This window comes from Runella sp. R5_40 (assembly GCF_057652295.1).
This window is the reverse complement of record NZ_JBYFCH010000002.1, coordinates 218,948-234,995: the sequence shown is the minus strand read 5'-3', so window position 1 is coordinate 234,995 and position 16,048 is coordinate 218,948. Positions and strand designations below refer to the sequence as shown.

8 protein-coding genes are annotated in these 16,048 nt (G+C 47.6%); 6 read left to right on the top strand and 2 right to left on the bottom strand.

The window, feature by feature from the left end; genetic code table 11:
• Positions 1 to 185 precede the first annotated feature (185 nt).
• Genes AC23N5_RS05710 through AC23N5_RS05685 form a run of 6 tightly spaced genes read left to right on the top strand, consistent with a single transcriptional unit; the run spans position 186 to position 14,441 of the window.
• Entirely contained in the window at positions 186 to 1,832 is a 1,647-nt protein-coding gene (locus AC23N5_RS05710; protein ID WP_487754814.1) for a hypothetical protein, read from the top strand.
• Positions 1,792 to 7,845, top strand: coding sequence for a hypothetical protein (locus tag AC23N5_RS05705; protein WP_487754813.1), 6,054 nt, complete (start codon positions 1,792 to 1,794; stop codon positions 7,843 to 7,845). Before AC23N5_RS05710 ends, AC23N5_RS05705 begins: the two co-directional genes overlap by 41 nt.
• Before the next feature lie 28 nt (positions 7,846 to 7,873).
• A complete protein-coding gene (locus AC23N5_RS05700; RefSeq protein ID WP_487754812.1) occupies positions 7,874 to 8,926 on the top strand; it encodes a hypothetical protein in 1,053 nt (350 codons plus the stop codon).
• Positions 8,927 to 8,934: 8 nt separating this feature from the next.
• On the top strand, positions 8,935 to 11,091 hold the full coding sequence (locus tag AC23N5_RS05695) for a fibronectin type III domain-containing protein (RefSeq protein WP_487754811.1): 2,157 nt from the start codon (positions 8,935 to 8,937) through the stop codon (positions 11,089 to 11,091).
• 23 nt (positions 11,092 to 11,114) lie between these two features.
• Complete coding sequence (locus AC23N5_RS05690) at positions 11,115 to 13,988, top strand: fibronectin type III domain-containing protein (RefSeq protein ID WP_487754810.1); 2,874 nt, start codon at positions 11,115 to 11,117, stop codon at positions 13,986 to 13,988.
• A gap of 12 nt (positions 13,989 to 14,000) precedes the next feature.
• Positions 14,001 to 14,441: a hypothetical protein gene (locus AC23N5_RS05685; RefSeq protein WP_183975575.1), complete on the top strand. Its 441-nt coding sequence runs from the start codon at positions 14,001 to 14,003 to the stop codon at positions 14,439 to 14,441.
• Here the strand turns inward: AC23N5_RS05685 and rdgB are convergent.
• Together rdgB and AC23N5_RS05675 are read right to left on the bottom strand one after the other, a co-directional pair.
• A complete protein-coding gene (rdgB, locus tag AC23N5_RS05680) occupies positions 14,420 to 15,007 on the bottom strand; it encodes an RdgB/HAM1 family non-canonical purine NTP pyrophosphatase (protein WP_487754809.1) in 588 nt (195 codons plus the stop codon). The two genes, AC23N5_RS05685 and rdgB, sit on opposite strands and share 22 nt — an antisense overlap.
• Before the next feature lie 66 nt (positions 15,008 to 15,073).
• Entirely contained in the window at positions 15,074 to 16,009 is a 936-nt protein-coding gene (locus AC23N5_RS05675) for an FKBP-type peptidyl-prolyl cis-trans isomerase (protein WP_487754808.1), read from the bottom strand.
• Positions 16,010 to 16,048: the final 39 nt, after the last annotated feature.

The window sequence follows — 16,048 nt, the reverse complement described above, 5'->3', positions numbered from 1 at the left end:
ACCGTTTACTCAAAACCTATTCTCAAAAAAATATACTTTTAGAGAATAGGTTTTTGATGTAACATGTTGTTTAATAGGTGTTTATGTTTTTGTAAATATACGCGAGTAGTTCTACGGTCATATATTTATACGATTGACGAACCTGTATAAATGGGCTATTTTTGTTCTACCCAATAGCAAAAACTATGCGCCGATTTCTACTGTTTTTGTGTTTTATCCTGAGCAATGCCATCTATGCTCAAAACTCTTCCTCTCAGGCTGTGAAGTTATCGGGCGGGTTAAATGCCTACGCGGGACTTTACCAAGCCAGCGGTATTGACGCTCGCAACCAAACCACACCCTTCGGACTGAGCGGTTCGGTCAATGTGGCCTTGCCAGGGGGTGTCTCGTTGCCATTTTCGATGGTCTTAGGAAACCAAGGAGCTAACTTTCGTCAACCCTTCAATCAGTTTGGCGTAAGTCCTACCTACAAATGGGCGATGGTTCATGCGGGGTACCGCAACGTCCAGTTTTCGCCCTTTACCTTGGCAGGACACACGTTTTTAGGGGGAGGTTTCGAGATAAATCCTGGAAAACTACGCCTTGGAGCAGTGTATGGGCGATTCAACAAAGCCATTTCGACCGACCTCGCCAATCCCGACCAAGCATTGCCTTCGTTTAAGCGGACGGGCTACGCCGTGAAATTGGGCTACGGGACAGTTTCCAACTACGTTGATTTGAATTTGCTCAATGCCGCCGACGATCAAAATTCCATCAGTCCCAACGAGTCGATTGCACCTGCCCGCAACACCGTGATAGGGCTTACGTCGCGGTTTACGCTCGTAAAAAGAGTGTCGTTTGAATTGGACGCTGCGGGGAGTGCCTACACCCGCGATACCCGCGCGCAGCTAATTCCGTTGGAACAAGGCTCATTGCTTAAAGCTTTCACCGTTTTTATGCCTGCCCAGCTTAGTACGCAGTTGACGACGGCCCTCCAAACGGCCGTGGGCTACCAAAACAAAGTGTTTGGCCTCAAACTCCAATACAAGCGCATTGACCCTAACTTCCAGACGATGGGGGCGTATTATTTCCAAAGCGACATTGTGAGCTATACCGTAGCCCCAAGTTTCAATTTGATGAATAGCAAACTGCGGATTATGGGAAGTTTGGGGATTCAGAAAGATAATTTGGCCCAAAACAAAAACGCCCAGACGGGCCGCACGGTTGGTTCGGCGGTGGTGTCGTTCAACCCCTCCACTGCCTTTGGGCTCGACCTACAGTTTTCAAATTATGGCATCAGCCAACAAGCAGGGCTGCGGCCCATCATCGACACGTTGCGGTTGGCACAAAACAACTTGAGCCTGATGGGAAACTTGCGTTATAACCTTCAAAATGAGTCCGTTTCTCACTTGTTTACGCTTACAGTTACGCACCAACAACTGTCAGATTTGAACCAAAATACCGCCGAGTTTACCCAAAACCAGAACCAAAACGTGAACCTGAGCTACTTCTTTACGCAATTGGAATCAGGTTTTGGAGCCAATGCCACCGCGAGCTATACCCAGACGTTTTTGCCCCAAAATCAAACGGTTCGGTTTTATGGGCCTACGGTGGGGGTAAATCACACGTTACTGGATAAAAAACTGAACGTATCCGCCAGCGGAAGCTATTTGTTCAATCAACAATTAGGACAAAACGGCCAGGTCATTAATGGTTCGGCCAACGCGAGCTATCAGCTTGGCAAGCGCCAGAGCTTGAGTTTACAACTAGGATACCTTAACTCAAATACGGGACAACCCGATCAAAAATTCAATGAACTTAGAGGCTCACTTGGTTATGGAATCTCGTTTTAACCCCCTCTCAACCTCTCCCAGTAGGGGAGGAGTTGGGCATCCGCAGCGAATTTTAAACCCGTTTATTTTGATAATAGGGTTGATTTGTGGTGCTTTTTTAGCCCCCATTGGGGGTTGGGGGCAGCAAGTGCAGGTAACGGTCAACGTATTGCCGCCCTACAGCGCCTATTTGCAGGACTACCCAGGCCGAGGTAATCAAGTCCAAATCTTTGTGCGGAATACGACTTCGGCGGCGTTGGAAGTTCGCTTTTTGGGAACGATTACGGGCGACAATGGCGTGCGGATTGCCACGCCACAAAACTTCCGTCCGTTGGTGCCGCTGCGGTTGGCTCCCTTAGAAAACAAGCTACTGACGCGTTCGGATTTGGAAGGGTTGTTTGATTTGGGGCAAATTGAGGTCCAAGGCGTGGACAAAGCCCAACTTTACCGTGGAATGCCCCTGCCAGAAGGCAATTATCAGTTGTGTGTTCAAGCCTTCGACAACCGAAGCAGCCGTCCTCTGTCGGCCCATTTTCCGTTGGGCTGTAGCGGGTTGTTTACCCTCAGAAGCGTGGAACCTCCGATGCTCATTAATCCCATTTGTGACAGTAAAGTCGCTGCCAATACGCCACAAAATGTCATTTTTTCGTGGACGCCACCCGTGGGTGTATCGCCCGCACAGGTGAGTTATACGCTGAGAGTGATTGAATTACCCGATGTTCAGCCAGTAGCCGAAAATGTCCTGAACAATCAATCCAACGTAATCAGCGGTTTCCCGAACAGCGGTCAGGATAAAAAGCCTACCTCTAAACCTACCAAAATTGAAACAACAGAAATTAAAGTAAATACGTCCAATGCTCTATTGGGATACGACCCCAACGTTTTTATTGATGCCGTAGTGCTGCCGCCATCGGGCGTAGAGGTGAAAAACATTCGGGTAAACTCATTTTTATACGGTCCCAACCAGCCTGCCTTGAAGGTGGGAAAACGGTATGCCGTGCGCGTTCAGGCGTTTGACGCTTCGCGAAAAATCAATTTTCTGAACGAAGGAAAAAGCCCCGTTTGCTATTTTACGTACGGAGAAGATACCATGCCATTTTTTCCATTAGGGCCTTCGTTTGCAGCCAACGACAGCACGGGGAAACCTAAGCCGATGGTCGTAAAATCTGGAAATATACCCGTCAATTGTTCTTGCAATGCGAGCGAAATTTCGGACGACCAAGTGGATAACGAGGGTGTTCTGAAAAACAAATCGGCGACCATTGGGCTGTTTACGATGCAGTTGCTCGACAATGTCAAAGAAGTCAACGGCAAATTGAACGGCGATGGCATGATTCCCATTCCGATGGTCAATAGCCAATACGTCAAGCTGCGTGTTCGCCTTTACGATGTCCAATGCAACGCAGCGGGGCGGGTAATTGGCGGTATGGTGCGCGCCCGTTTGAGCAACAAAGCAAACCCTTCTTTGTTCCCTAACTACGATTCGCCCGACTATAAGCCGCCTACGCTTACGTCTAGTCAGATGGGGAACTTGAGCGAGTTTTTTGCTACCCAAAAAGACATGCTTGTTTCTTCCTTGAAAAATGCCAAAGAAAGCATTGGGTTTGAAGTGCCTTTTGGTATAGACAAATCGTTTGGCCCCGTCAATACAGTGATTGCCATTACCAACGTCACCTTTACGCCCAAAAACGCCTATTTTGACGCCAATACGTGGATAAAAGTAGCCAATAGTCAGGTAAATGGCATTCCGTTGAGTGGTTATAACATGTGTATGTCGCCCGACAAACCTTGCGGTGAAGGTATTTTGTACTTGGCCGAAAAAATGCAGTTGTCGCAGTTTTTTGCTCTAAAAGGAATGGACACTGCTCCGCCCAAAGGCCCGTTTGAAGGCCCAGATACCACCGTGGTAACGCACGTTGTTTTTGATGAAAATGGCTACAAACAACTGCGCGTTCATGGCCTGCTGACGCCGCCTGGTTTGGTCAATGCCGAAACCAACGGCCCCGTCGAAATCAGCGTCAATGCGGGCATGGTCAACTTTCAGAACTGGACGGCGCAGTTGTCGTTTCCTAAGTTTTATGTACAAGGCTTGAGCGATTTTAAGTTTGCGATGCTGCCTGGCAAACCTGCGCTGTATGACCACTCAGAAACCACTACGCCTGCTAAGCTGCCCGAGGGGTATTTAGAAAACCCCGCTCTTGAATTGAATTTGTGGCAAGGACTTTATTTCCCTGAAATCAGCTTGGAGCTCCCCGCTTTTATCAAACGGGCCGATGGCAAACCGCTGACCGTTGGCGTTAGTGATTTGATTTCTGACAACAATGGTTTTTCGGGAAAAGCGTTTGTTAAAAATATTTTGGATGTAGGCAGTGGTTCGCTGGATAGTTGGTACTACTCGATAGATGAGCTATCCGTCAGTTTCTTGAAAAGCGCCTTCCAAAAGTCCCAAATGAAGGGTTTGGTGGTATTGCCGATTTTCAAAAACCCACAGGAACAGGCATCCCAATTGCCCTACACTTGCACCCTTTCCAAAGATCCGCAAGCGGGCTCGTTGGGGGTAGAGTTCAGCATTTCGCCCACTGACAAAATGCAAATGGATATTTGGAAAGCGCAATTAGACCTAGACGCCGACAGCAAAATTTTTGTTACGTATAATGCAGAAGGGTTTACGGCAGGCGCTGAATTGAACGGAAAGCTGGACATCGTTACTGATTATTTCAACTTCACGGCGGGCTCTTTCAAAGGATTAAAATTTCAATCTAAACCCGATTATGTTGGGGTAAGCAGCCTAAAAATGGGCTCGGCTTCTCCCCAAAAATCCATGGCTGATTTTCCGCTTACGCTTACTGATTATAAATTGGTCAACAACGGTGGCGGTTCGATGGGATTGAAGTTAATGGGTAAACTCGACCTCACGGGCGATGGCGATAAGGGACTTTCGGCAACGGGGGGCGCTACGATTCTTTTCAAAGTAGGAATGAAAAATGGCCGACCTGACTGGAGTTTTGACAAAATTCAGCCTAATGAAGTATATGTAGATGGCTATTTTGGACCCGTACACGTAGAAGGAGGATTGGCCTTTTTTGACAATGACCCCACCTATGGAAATGGGTTGAAGGGGGAGGTAGATATGACCATTGCAGGTTTGATAGGTGGGTCGGTAGAAGCACAATTTGGCCGAACGCTGCCCAATAATGGCAATTTTCGCTATTGGCACGTAGGTGGTAAAATCAAAATCGGGGGCTCAGGGATTCCGTTTGCTCCTCCTTCGCCGCTGGTATTTAGGAGTTTTGGAGGTGGTTTGTACTCCAATATGACGAAAGAGTTTAACGGTGACGGGTCAATTACCTATAAACCAAAAGTTTTGCCTGCTCCCTCGGGCGGCTTTGAGGCAACGGTGGGTATCGGCTTGGTCACGCCTGGCGTATTTACCATGGAAGGCACACTTACCATGCAGTCCAATGCCATGGCAATTGACGTAAAAGCGTGGCTATTGGGTGAATCTAGCAACAAATCGCTGGCGCAAGGAAGTGGAGTAGTGGAATATAGTTTTGCCGATAAAATTTTTAAAGCCCAACTCAACATGCACGCGGGCTACGACGTGCCACCGCTCATCAGCCTCAGTGCCGATGTCAAAGACACCCGTTTATTGATAGACGGGGTCAAAGGTACATGGTTTTTGTCATTGGGGATTCCCTCCAACCGCATAGGACTGAATGTTACGCTGGCGAAGCTTGGTAGTTTTGATTTTGGGTCATACTTTATGATGGGAAACTACACGCCAGGAGATGTAGGGGCGCTCCCGCCGCCGCCTTATGGCTTTGAAAAACGGCCAGGTATTTTGCAAGAATTGGGGTACAAGGGAACCGCAGGAACTGTTTTTAAAGACAATTCTCCGATGTTGGCCTTTGGGGTTGGGTACAAATTGGGGGCAGATTTTGGCATTGGCCCTTTTCATTTACGCTACGACGGTGCCATTGGGTTTGACTTAGCCTTGGCCAAGAGCGAAGACAAATGCAACGGAAATACGCCTGGTATCAATGGCTGGTATGCCCAAGGGCAAATCTACGCTTACATGCACTTTGCGCTGGATTTGGACATTGATACGTGGGTGTATGAGGGAAGGTTTACGGTCGTAGAGCTAGAAGCCGCTGCTTTGTTGCGCGGAGGCATGGTCAATCCGATTTGGCTCAATGGGCACATTTTGCTCAAATACCGAGTGCTGGGCGGATTGGTAAAAGGACGCGTAAATCTTGAATTTTGGTATAACAAAGGCGAACGCTGCGAACCCGCTTACTCACCGCCCAACCCTTTTGCAGGGCAGCCACTCATAGCTTCGTTGGGGCCTTCTGGTACGAAGCAAAAAGTGCCCATTCTGTCGCCCTATTATGCGGAGTTTAACTATCCCGTAGAAACTGATTTGATTGTTGACCTCGAAATTCCTCAAGGACAAAAAGTGGAAGCAGGAGCACAGGGGACTGTTACGATGGGGCCAGGTGGGGTGCAGATTTTCCACCGTGAGTTTCGGCTTAAATTGAAGGAAAACTTCAACGCCATTGCGACCAGTGTACCTGCCGAATATGCCAATTGTAGCAAAGATAATTCGGGACGGTTTAGCTGGGGCAAAAACGAAGACGGCGACCCTAATTATAGTGCGACGTTTTACCGCAGTACGGCACTTTTGCCCAATTCAACGTATAAACTATCGATGGGCGTGCAGGTTTTTATTAAAGAAAACAGCGGCAAGGTAGTCCCTTACATTTTTAAAAACCAGACGGTCGAACAAACCGAAACCGTTGAGTTTGCGACGGGGCCTTGCATTAGTGTATTGTCTAAAGGGAGCGAAGATGACGCGACTGTCCTCACTTCGTATCCGTACGAAGGACAGCGGTATTTTATGAAAGGCGATGCCGCTTCGACCTTTATCAAGCTCAAAGCCAACTTGTCTTGTTGCCTGAAAAACCTCAATAGCGACGAATTTTATGACTTAAAAGTTCGACTTGTGCCGTTGGAAGGGGCCAAGTTTGCGGAGGTCAATGCACCAAACGTACTGCTGGCCGATGCCAAATTTGACGGAGACAAAGTGAGCTATAAAATGCCGTTTGGCATCAAAAACAAGACCTTTTACCGCTTTGAATTGGTACGAATTCCGAAAGCTGATTTTGCCGAAAAAATGTACGCTGAAGCCCTGAAAGCCAAAGCCTCGGCCAAAAAAATCACAACGGCCAATATTTACGTAAGTACGGGTGCGAAAGGCTTCAATGGAAGCCTAGCCGCTCAAACGTGGTCAACTTCGGGGAAATTTAATGCGCCAGGCGTTGGAGCGGGTGCAACGGCCAAGGCTGTCAACCAGAAATACGAGGACGTAATAACCGATTATACGGTGGTTTCTGAACAAGAATACGAAAAAATTGCCCAAGGTTATGGCACTTCGTACAAGGTCAACACTACCACAGAAAAGATGTTTAGTGATGGCAAGTTCCTCGTTCAAAAGTCGGTTGATAACCTTCAACAGCAACAAAAGCAAGAAGCCGCATTTTTCCAAAGTTTGGAATCGCGTTTGTACAAATACTACTTCAAAACCAGTGAGTTTAGTACGCTCAAGGAAAAGCTGATGGCCACGCAATTCCCGCCGACAGAAACGTCGTTTTGGGGTTTCCTTTCCGATGCCTTGACGACCAAAATGGTGTCCAAAGAAGGGTTTGATACGTATGAACTAAGAACCGAAAAACTGAGCAGTGAAATTGTAAGACCGCCTTTGGTGCTGCTTCGCGCCGACCCAACGAGCAATTGGTTTAAAAATATTGCCATTCCTGTCAGTCAATTGCTAGAACGGGTACGGCCTGATATTTATGACCCTACTGGGACAAATAAGCCATTCAGTGGCGCGTTTGGGAAAGAAAACCCCGACAGTCCAAGTAAGGTTTTTGAGCGGGCCATGGTGTTTTTCAATACCATCAATGATGCGCCTCAGCAGCCTTTCAAAAATGAAGATATTGAAGCCCTTTTCCCTTCGGAAAAAAAGAAAAAATAAACGAACAATTGACTGAAAATTGAGAATTATGAAACCACTCGTCACATTGCTAATCGTTGTCGGATTTTTTTCAAACGCCTTTGCGCAGCCAGGTAAAAAAGCAACGGTGACATCGCCAGTCACCGCCGCTAAGACACCTGCCGTGAACTTGAATGTGGTAGAAATGAGCCTGATAGCCAATACGAATGCTACCAGTGCCGATTTGGGCGGGTTTAATGTAACAGATAAAGAGTTGGGTAAAAATGCTTTTGAGGCAAACCAAATAGTGGCTGATGCCAATAAGATGATGATTGAGAAAACCATCTTTGGCGACAATGCCCCCAAAAACTACGGCATCACTTATTGGTCGGATCCAGTCTTGAAATTGTACAACAAACACATTGCGCAAAAACAGGCAGAGCTTATTGAAGCAAACGATGACAAATACAACAGCAACAGCCAGGGAACCAATGAGTACATCGCTTCAAGGGTAGCCGATCAGCTTGTTTTGGCGGCAACCTATAACGGGGCTTATGTAAATACGTTGTTAGAAAAGTGGAAAGGAGGCACGCTTGGCCCAGAAACGCTGGAGATGCTCAGAACTAAGACCAAAGATAAGTTCAAAACGGAGACTTGGACGGCTGATTATCAGCAGCCCAACTATTTTAAAGATGAGTTGCTGAACATTCATTATCAAATGCCTTTTGACTACGTAACAGACAAGTCGAACGGATACTCCTCTACAAACAGTCCTGCCAATACCCGTGGCTTTTTCTTCATGGCTAGTCCAGGAGCGAATACCAATTGCGCTATTGCGGTTATCATTGCCAAAAGCCAAATAGAGACCAATAAAAGCAATAGTAAACTGACTCAGCTATTGCAATCGGCCAAGTGGGGAACGCTCTATCGTCCACTGTTAGACTACAAAAGTCAAAGCGCGTTTTTTGACGTACATCAGGTAAGTTTAAATTGGTTACAGGCCATTACGTCGTCCAATCAAGGAGCTATCTTGTTCGACAAAGACAACAATTGCCCGTCGGAAATGGCGTACAGCATTGCCCAAAAAATCCGCTCTGCTTCGGTGTTTAACTCTGCTAAATAATTGACATCATGAAAGTTAATTCATATACCCATTTTCTCGGCCGTGCGACAGTACAAAGTTTGCCCTTTGCCCTTCGCCCTTTGCCTATTGCCCTTTTCTTCTTACTTTTTGCTTCTTCCGCTTGGGGTCAGCAAAAAAAGACGGCCGTTTCTCCAAAAACACCCATAGATACATCGTTGCTGGGGAAATATAGGGTGGGCGTTATGACCAAATCGTTTGGCGATTCGATTGTCGTTCGTTGGGCACCCAATCAATCCTCTTTTTTCAGACAAGCGCTTAAATCGGGGTATTTGCTTACTCGGCGGAGTGTAATAGACAATAAAACTACGAAACTGGACTTTCAAGAGACAATATTGCCTTGGACGCTTGAAGAATGGCTTAAAAATACCGCTCGCCGCGACACCCTAGCAGCGGCTTGTGCACAATTAGTTCATGGGAAAAATACGCCCATCGGAGCTACTGAGGCAGTGACGCTGGATAAAATTTTGGAACAACAAAATCAAAACGACCTGCGCATGATGTTGGCCTTGGTTTTGGCAGATAGCCATCCCCGATATGCCCGCGGAATGGCCTTAGGTTGGGTGGATAAAAAGGTCAAAAAAGGCGTTCAGTATCTCTATTATGTGATTCCCCTGACCGACCCGCAAACGTATCCAGTAGAAGTGGCGGCATCGTCGGTGGTCAATGACGGCCCAGGAGCGCCCCTAAAAATGGTACCTGTCCGCCCCGAATCGGGAGAGCATTTGATAAAACTTAAATGGAATCGCCGTTTGGCCGAATCTGCGTTTTCGTCGTACCACGTAGAGCGCTCAACAGATGGCGGAAAAACTTTCCGTCGGCTCACCAAGCGTCCTTGGATACAGCCCCCCGCCGACCAGATGGATGATATCATTCAATATGCCGACTCCGTTCCTCAAAATTACCGCAACTACCACTATCGAATTTTAGGCATTACGCCTTTTGGTGAATTGGCCCCTTCGGAGATAATCGTCGGCATGGGCGTTGACAAAACCCCACCGCCGTCGGTAGAACAACTCAATGCCAAACACCTCAATGGAGCCAAAGTGAGCGTGACTTGGAAATATCCTACAGGAACTGGCGACGTGGCAGGTTTTGTGGTGGCCAAAGCAACGAATTTAGAAGGGCCTTTTAGCCCACTCATTACCGAGCCGCTGGGGCCTGCGGCACGTGAGTTTACGGACACGACGGCCATTCCTTATTTGCCCAATTATTACAAAGTAATTGCGGTAGATACGGCCCGAAACTTGGGGCACAGCTTGCCCGTTTATTGTATCATCAAAGACGGGAAAGGCCCTTCAAAGCCCAAAGGGTTGCAAGGGTACATCGACTCAACGGGCTTTGTGCGTGTGGTGTGGGATATGAACCCCGAACCCGATTTGATGGGCTATCGGGTGGTATCGGCAAACGACCGCAAACACGTTTTTACGGTAGATACCAAAGGCTATTTGGCATTGCCCGTCTATAATGATAGCGTAACGCTGAATACCCTGACGCGTAAAAAATACTTTCGGGTCATTGCCTACGACAAAAGTTATAATCCAAGCGAAGCGTCCGATATTTTGGAGCTGATTCGTCCCGATAAAATTGCGCCAACGACGCCTGTCATAAGAGACTATGTAGTGAGCGACACCTCAGTAGCGCTTTCTTGGGCGACAAGTAGCAGCGACGACGTCGCGTATCAGTTGTTGTTACGTCGTGGCAAAAGCAGTGAAAGGTGGGTTGAATTGGCAAAATTAACCAAAGACATCTCGACTTATACCGACAAAACCATCAAAGGAAGCGCAGAATACGGCTATGCGTTGGTGGCAGTGGACGAAGCAGGGTTACGTTCAGAGACGTCATTTCCACTCAATGTTCAAACGCCGCGCATTACTCCCCAGAAAGTCAATGGACTCAAGGCAATCGTAAATCCCGATAACACGGTGCTGGTTTCGTGGACTTATGCTGTTCCCAATTGCCGCTTTGTGGTTTATCGGGCGGTCGAAAAAGAACCTTTTTTAAGTTATGATTCGGTGTATGATAACCGTCAATACCAAGATAAACGCCCACCAGCAAAAGGCATTGTTCAGTATGCGGTACGGGTTATTTATCCTGATGGATTGGAGTCAAGTTTGTCTTCGGTCGTAAAAGTAGCGCTTAAATAAATGCCTTTCAACGCATTGTATCCATGAAAAAGCTATTCTTATTTTTAGTATTTATCAGTTTTGGGAAAGCCTTTGCCCAAAGCGAAGCACCTTCCAATTTGGCCGCGGTTGCCGTTTCGAGCAAACAGGTTAATTTGAGCTGGAAAGATAATTCGACTCGGGAGTTGGGCTTTGAAATAGAGCGCTCAACAACTTCTGAAACAGCGGGTTTTACAAAATTAGGAGAGGTAGCAGCCAATGTTGTTTCTTATACCGATGCCAATCCGCCCGCCAATACGTATAGTTATTATCGGGTAAGGGCGAAGTTGACAGCGACCACTTTTAGCGGTTATTCCAACGTGGTTTATGCTTTTCCGCCCGTTGCGCCCAACATTTCAAAAATTGAAGTGAAAGGGACAAACTGGATTGCGATTACGTTTAAGGTACAAGGTGGAAAAGAAAACGGCAATGTCGTTATTCAGCGTCGGCAAGGGCAGGGTGGAGCATGGAGTACGATTGGTTCGTTTGATTCCAACCTTACGTTTTATGATGACCAAACCGTTCCGTTAGACAACACGGAGTACTGCTATCGGGTGTCTTGGACTGGAGCTCCCAATGAGTATTCTAATATCGCCTGTGCCACTACGCTCGCTTCGCCACCTAACCCGCCGACCAATCTTAGCGCTGTAGCGGTATCGTCAAGCCAAATCAACCTTAGCTGGACGGATGCTTCTAATAATGAGTCAGGTTTTGAAGTTTTTCGCTCTACTGACAATGCTAATTTTTCTAAAATTGCTGATGTAGGTGCCAATGTAACGACCTACGCCAATGCGGGGCTGAATGCTTCTACCCGTTATTATTATTATGTAGGTTCTCAACGGGGCGGAACGCCTTCGCGCACCAAATCCAACACCGCCGATGCCACCACGCAATCGGCCTTGCCCAATGCCCCCGCGCGCTTAACGGCCAACGCCATAAGTAGTTCCCAAATCAATCTTTCGTGGGCAGATTTGTCAGACAATGAAACGGGTTTTGAAATAGAACGCAGTACGGATAGCCGAAATTATAGCAAAATAGCCGACGTAGGGGCTGGAACGACGACCTATGCCAACACGGGACTTGTTAGCAATACGCAATATTGCTATCGGGTACGGGCAAAAAATGGAGCGGGAAACTCAGGTTATACCGACCCCGCTTGTGCTACTACCCAAGCCCCGCCCGTAACGATTCCTCGTCCACCGAGCGGTTTGACAGCCACGGCGACGAGCAGCAGTCAAATCAATTTGAGTTGGGCGGACAATGCTTCCGACGAAACGGGATTTGAAATAGAACGCAGCACGGACGGGACAAATTTTGCCAAAATCGCGGATGTAGGCGTGAACACGACGACTTATTCCAATACGGGACTTGTTAGCAATACGCGTTATTGGTACCGCGTTCGGGCAGTAAATTCGGCGGGAGCAAGTAGCTACACCAATGTCGCGGATGCTACAACCCAAGCACCGCCCGTAACCATTCCTCGTCCGCCGAGCGGCTTAACGGCCACGGCGACGAGCAGTAGCCAAATCAATTTGGGGTGGACAGACAATGCTTCTGACGAAACGGGCTTTGAAATAGAACGGAGTACGGACGGGACAAATTTTGTCAAAATCGCGGATGTAGGAGCCAATGCGACGACCTATTCCAATACGGGTTTGAATGCTTCGACGCGTTATTGGTACCGCGTTCGAGCCAATAATTCAGCTGGAGCGAGTAGTTATACCAACGTGGCGGATGCCACTACCCAAGCGCCGCCCGTAACCATTCCTCGTCCGCCGAGCGGTTTGACAGCCACGGCGACGAGCAGCAGTCAAATCAATTTGGCATGGACGGACAATGCTTCTGACGAAACGGGCTTTGAAATAGAACGTAGTACAGACGGGACAAGTTTTGCCAAAATCGCGGATGTAGGAGCCAATGCGACTACCTATTCGAATACGGGTCTGAATGCTTCGACGCGTTATTGGTACCGCGTTCGAGCCAATAATTCAGCTGGAGCGAGTAGTTATACCAATGTGGCAGATGCCACAACACAAGCGCCGCCCGTAACCATTCCTCGTCCGCCGAGCGGTTTGACAGCCACGGCCACCAGCAGCAGTCAAATCAATTTGGGGTGGGCGGACGATGCTTCTGACGAAACAGGCTTTGAGATAGAACGAAGCACGGATGGGACAAATTTTGCCAAAATCGCGGAGGTAGGCGCAAACGCCACGACCTATTCCAATACGGGCTTAAACGCTTCGACGCGTTATTGGTACCGCGTTCGAGCCAATAATTCAGCTGGAGCGAGTAGTTATACCAATGTGGCGGATGCCACTACTTTATTAGCGGTTCCTGCGACTCCGACCAACTTAACGGCTGAACTCGCAGATTATGACCAAATTCGGTTGACGTGGGGGACGCTCTCGAACGCCACCAACGTCCTCGTTGAGCGTTCAACCAGTCCTACTACGGGCTTTGCGCAAATTACGCAGCAACCTGCTACGAGTACGTCGTACGTGGACCTTGGGCTCAACGAACAAACTACGTATTATTACCGCATTCGCCTTTCTAACGCCGCAGGGAACTCAGGATACAGCAACGTAGTGAGTGTCACTACGCCCGAAGTCGTGATTTCGGTACGGCCGCAGTTGTCGGAAGTAGGCTTGACTGTGGTTGCTTACGGCCAGACGTTACGCATCCAAAACGAGCGTTTTCAGCCGTTAGAAATCGACTGGAAAATAATGAGTTTGAATGGACAACCCCTCAAAACCGACGCGGGTATTGTGGCAGGAAAACAGGCGTGGATACACGACCTAAGTGCGTTGAGAGGAGGCGTGTACGTGGTCATTGTTAATGCCGAAAATCAGGTTTTTTCAACCAAAATTGTGCTCAATTAATTCTCAAAGAATATGAAGACGTTAGCGATAGTTAGTTGTTGTTTGCTGCTGTTGGCAGGATGTACGCCCCAAAAAGTAGTTCCGATTACGGATTTGATTGGTAAAAAATGGAAAGCTAAATTGGTAAAAGAAGGCACTCAAGTGGTGTTTAGCTTAGGAGGAGCGGCCAACGTGAAGCCAAGTTATGCCAATTTTCGGCTGGATTTGAGCGATCCCAAGCAAGTGACGTTCAAAGACATTGACGGCCGAACGTTGGTAGGAACGTGGACGGTTTCGACCGATAACCAACGCCTCATTTTAGAAAACCTCGTGCCCAAACCCACGGGTACGATTGGGACGGTGGAGTTTTTTATTACCGAAACCCCCACCGCCGATTTGCTAAAATTGGAACGCACTGCCGAAAGTCGCAAAACGGGAAATAGCATTAATAGTTATGAGTTGATTCCTGAGTAACCCTGTAAAAACGCTACCAGCTTAGCAAAAGCTCGTGAACGGTGGCTGATTTTGCTTTTTTCGTCCAGTGTCATTTCGGCAAATGTGCGGTTGCCGCCTTCTGGTACAAAAATGGGGTCGTAGCCAAAGCCGTCGGTGCCGCGCGGACTGTCGATGATGGTGCCTTCTACAATTCCCTCAAACGAATGGCTTTTTCCTGCTAACGTAAGTGTAATAACGGTTTTAAAACGTGCCTTGCGGTTAGACTCGTTGGCCAATTCACTCAAAACGCGCTCAATGTTGCGGGCGTGGTTGCGCTCGCCGCTGTAATAGGCCGAATGAACGCCAGGAGCGCCGTTGAGCGCTTCTATTTCAAGGCCAGAGTCATCGGCAAAGCAATTGACGCCGTAGTGTGCCCACACGTATTCGGCTTTTTGGGCAGAATTACCTTCAATGGTATCGGTGGTTTCGGGAAGTTCTTCGTTGCACCCGATTTCTTGGAGGGTTTTTAATTCAAAATTATAGCCCAAAATAGCTTTAATTTCGGTGAGTTTGTGGGCGTTGTTGGTAGCAAAACAAAGTTGCATGATGTTAGAAAGGTAAAAGAACAAAAAGCGGCCATTCGGCCGCTTTTTGTGGTATAAAAAATAAAATTACTTGCGTACGGCTTCGACCTCAAAGAGCAGCGGAGAGTAAGCGGGGATTTTTCCACCACTACCAGTAGCGCCGTACCCGAGGGTAGAAGGGAAGATGATGATGGCTTTTTCGCCGTAACGCATCTTAGCAATACCGTCGTTAAATCCTTTTACCACACCTCCTGATGCGGTACCTTTAGGGTCAACCACGTTTACGTCGATTGTACCACTATCAAACTGTTTTCCGTTGCGGATGAGTTTTCCAGTATAGACAACACTTAACGTTGTTCCAATTTCGATTTGGGCAGAATCAGGACGAGCCAAAGTCTTCACAAACCGAAGCCCATTTTCGTTGTCTCTTTCCAATCCCAAAATCTTATTAGCAGCTACGTAGTCGTTAATTTGTTCCTCCTGCGTACGTACTTTTAGGATATTTATATCGTAGCGAATGGGAATATACAATGGGGCTAACAACGAAACATCGCCAGAACCACGCAACGACCACGGAACAAAAAGCGTTACTTTGTCGGTCTCTCTTATTTTTTCATAAGGAGCGTTCATGAGTATCTCAAACGATGGCACAGGATTGAAACGGTACGCCATTTCATAACCAGAAGTGGTGATGTCAGTGGTATTAAACGAACGAATAAACACATCTCCGTATCCTACTTGGCTACTGTCAATAATGGTTCCATCAAGCCGTCGAGCGATGTAGCTAAACGTTACTTCGTCTCCTATTTGAGGTTTCTGGAGGCTTGTGTCGGCGTTGCTAACGACATAAAACAAGCCTGAATTGAGGCTATCAGCCACGAGTTTGTTCGCGCTCAGATAGTTCTTGATTTCGGTCTTATTTTCGAGCGTTTTACGATCTTGGTACACATCTTCCGTCTGCTTGCAAGCAAACATAGTTGCTACAATACTTGCCGCTGTACCTAAAATTAACTTTCCCCTCATTCTTGTTCGATTGAGTGTGTTTGATTGAGTTTGTTTGCG

What these genes read in the sequence shown, in the direction of transcription:
- AC23N5_RS05705 (WP_487754813.1), top strand. Translation starts at nt 1,792, where the DNA reads ATGAACTTAGAGGCTCACTTGGTTATGGAATCTCGTTTTAACCCCCTC.
- rdgB (WP_487754809.1), bottom strand. Translation starts at nt 15,007, where the DNA reads ATGCAACTTTGTTTTGCTACCAACAACGCCCACAAACTCACCGAAATT.
- AC23N5_RS05685 (WP_183975575.1), top strand. Translation starts at nt 14,001, where the DNA reads ATGAAGACGTTAGCGATAGTTAGTTGTTGTTTGCTGCTGTTGGCAGGA.
- AC23N5_RS05675 (WP_487754808.1), bottom strand. Translation starts at nt 16,009, where the DNA reads ATGAGGGGAAAGTTAATTTTAGGTACAGCGGCAAGTATTGTAGCAACT.
- AC23N5_RS05695 (WP_487754811.1), top strand. Translation starts at nt 8,935, where the DNA reads ATGAAAGTTAATTCATATACCCATTTTCTCGGCCGTGCGACAGTACAA.
- AC23N5_RS05700 (WP_487754812.1), top strand. Translation starts at nt 7,874, where the DNA reads ATGAAACCACTCGTCACATTGCTAATCGTTGTCGGATTTTTTTCAAAC.
- AC23N5_RS05710 (WP_487754814.1), top strand. Translation starts at nt 186, where the DNA reads ATGCGCCGATTTCTACTGTTTTTGTGTTTTATCCTGAGCAATGCCATC.
- AC23N5_RS05690 (WP_487754810.1), top strand. Translation starts at nt 11,115, where the DNA reads ATGAAAAAGCTATTCTTATTTTTAGTATTTATCAGTTTTGGGAAAGCC.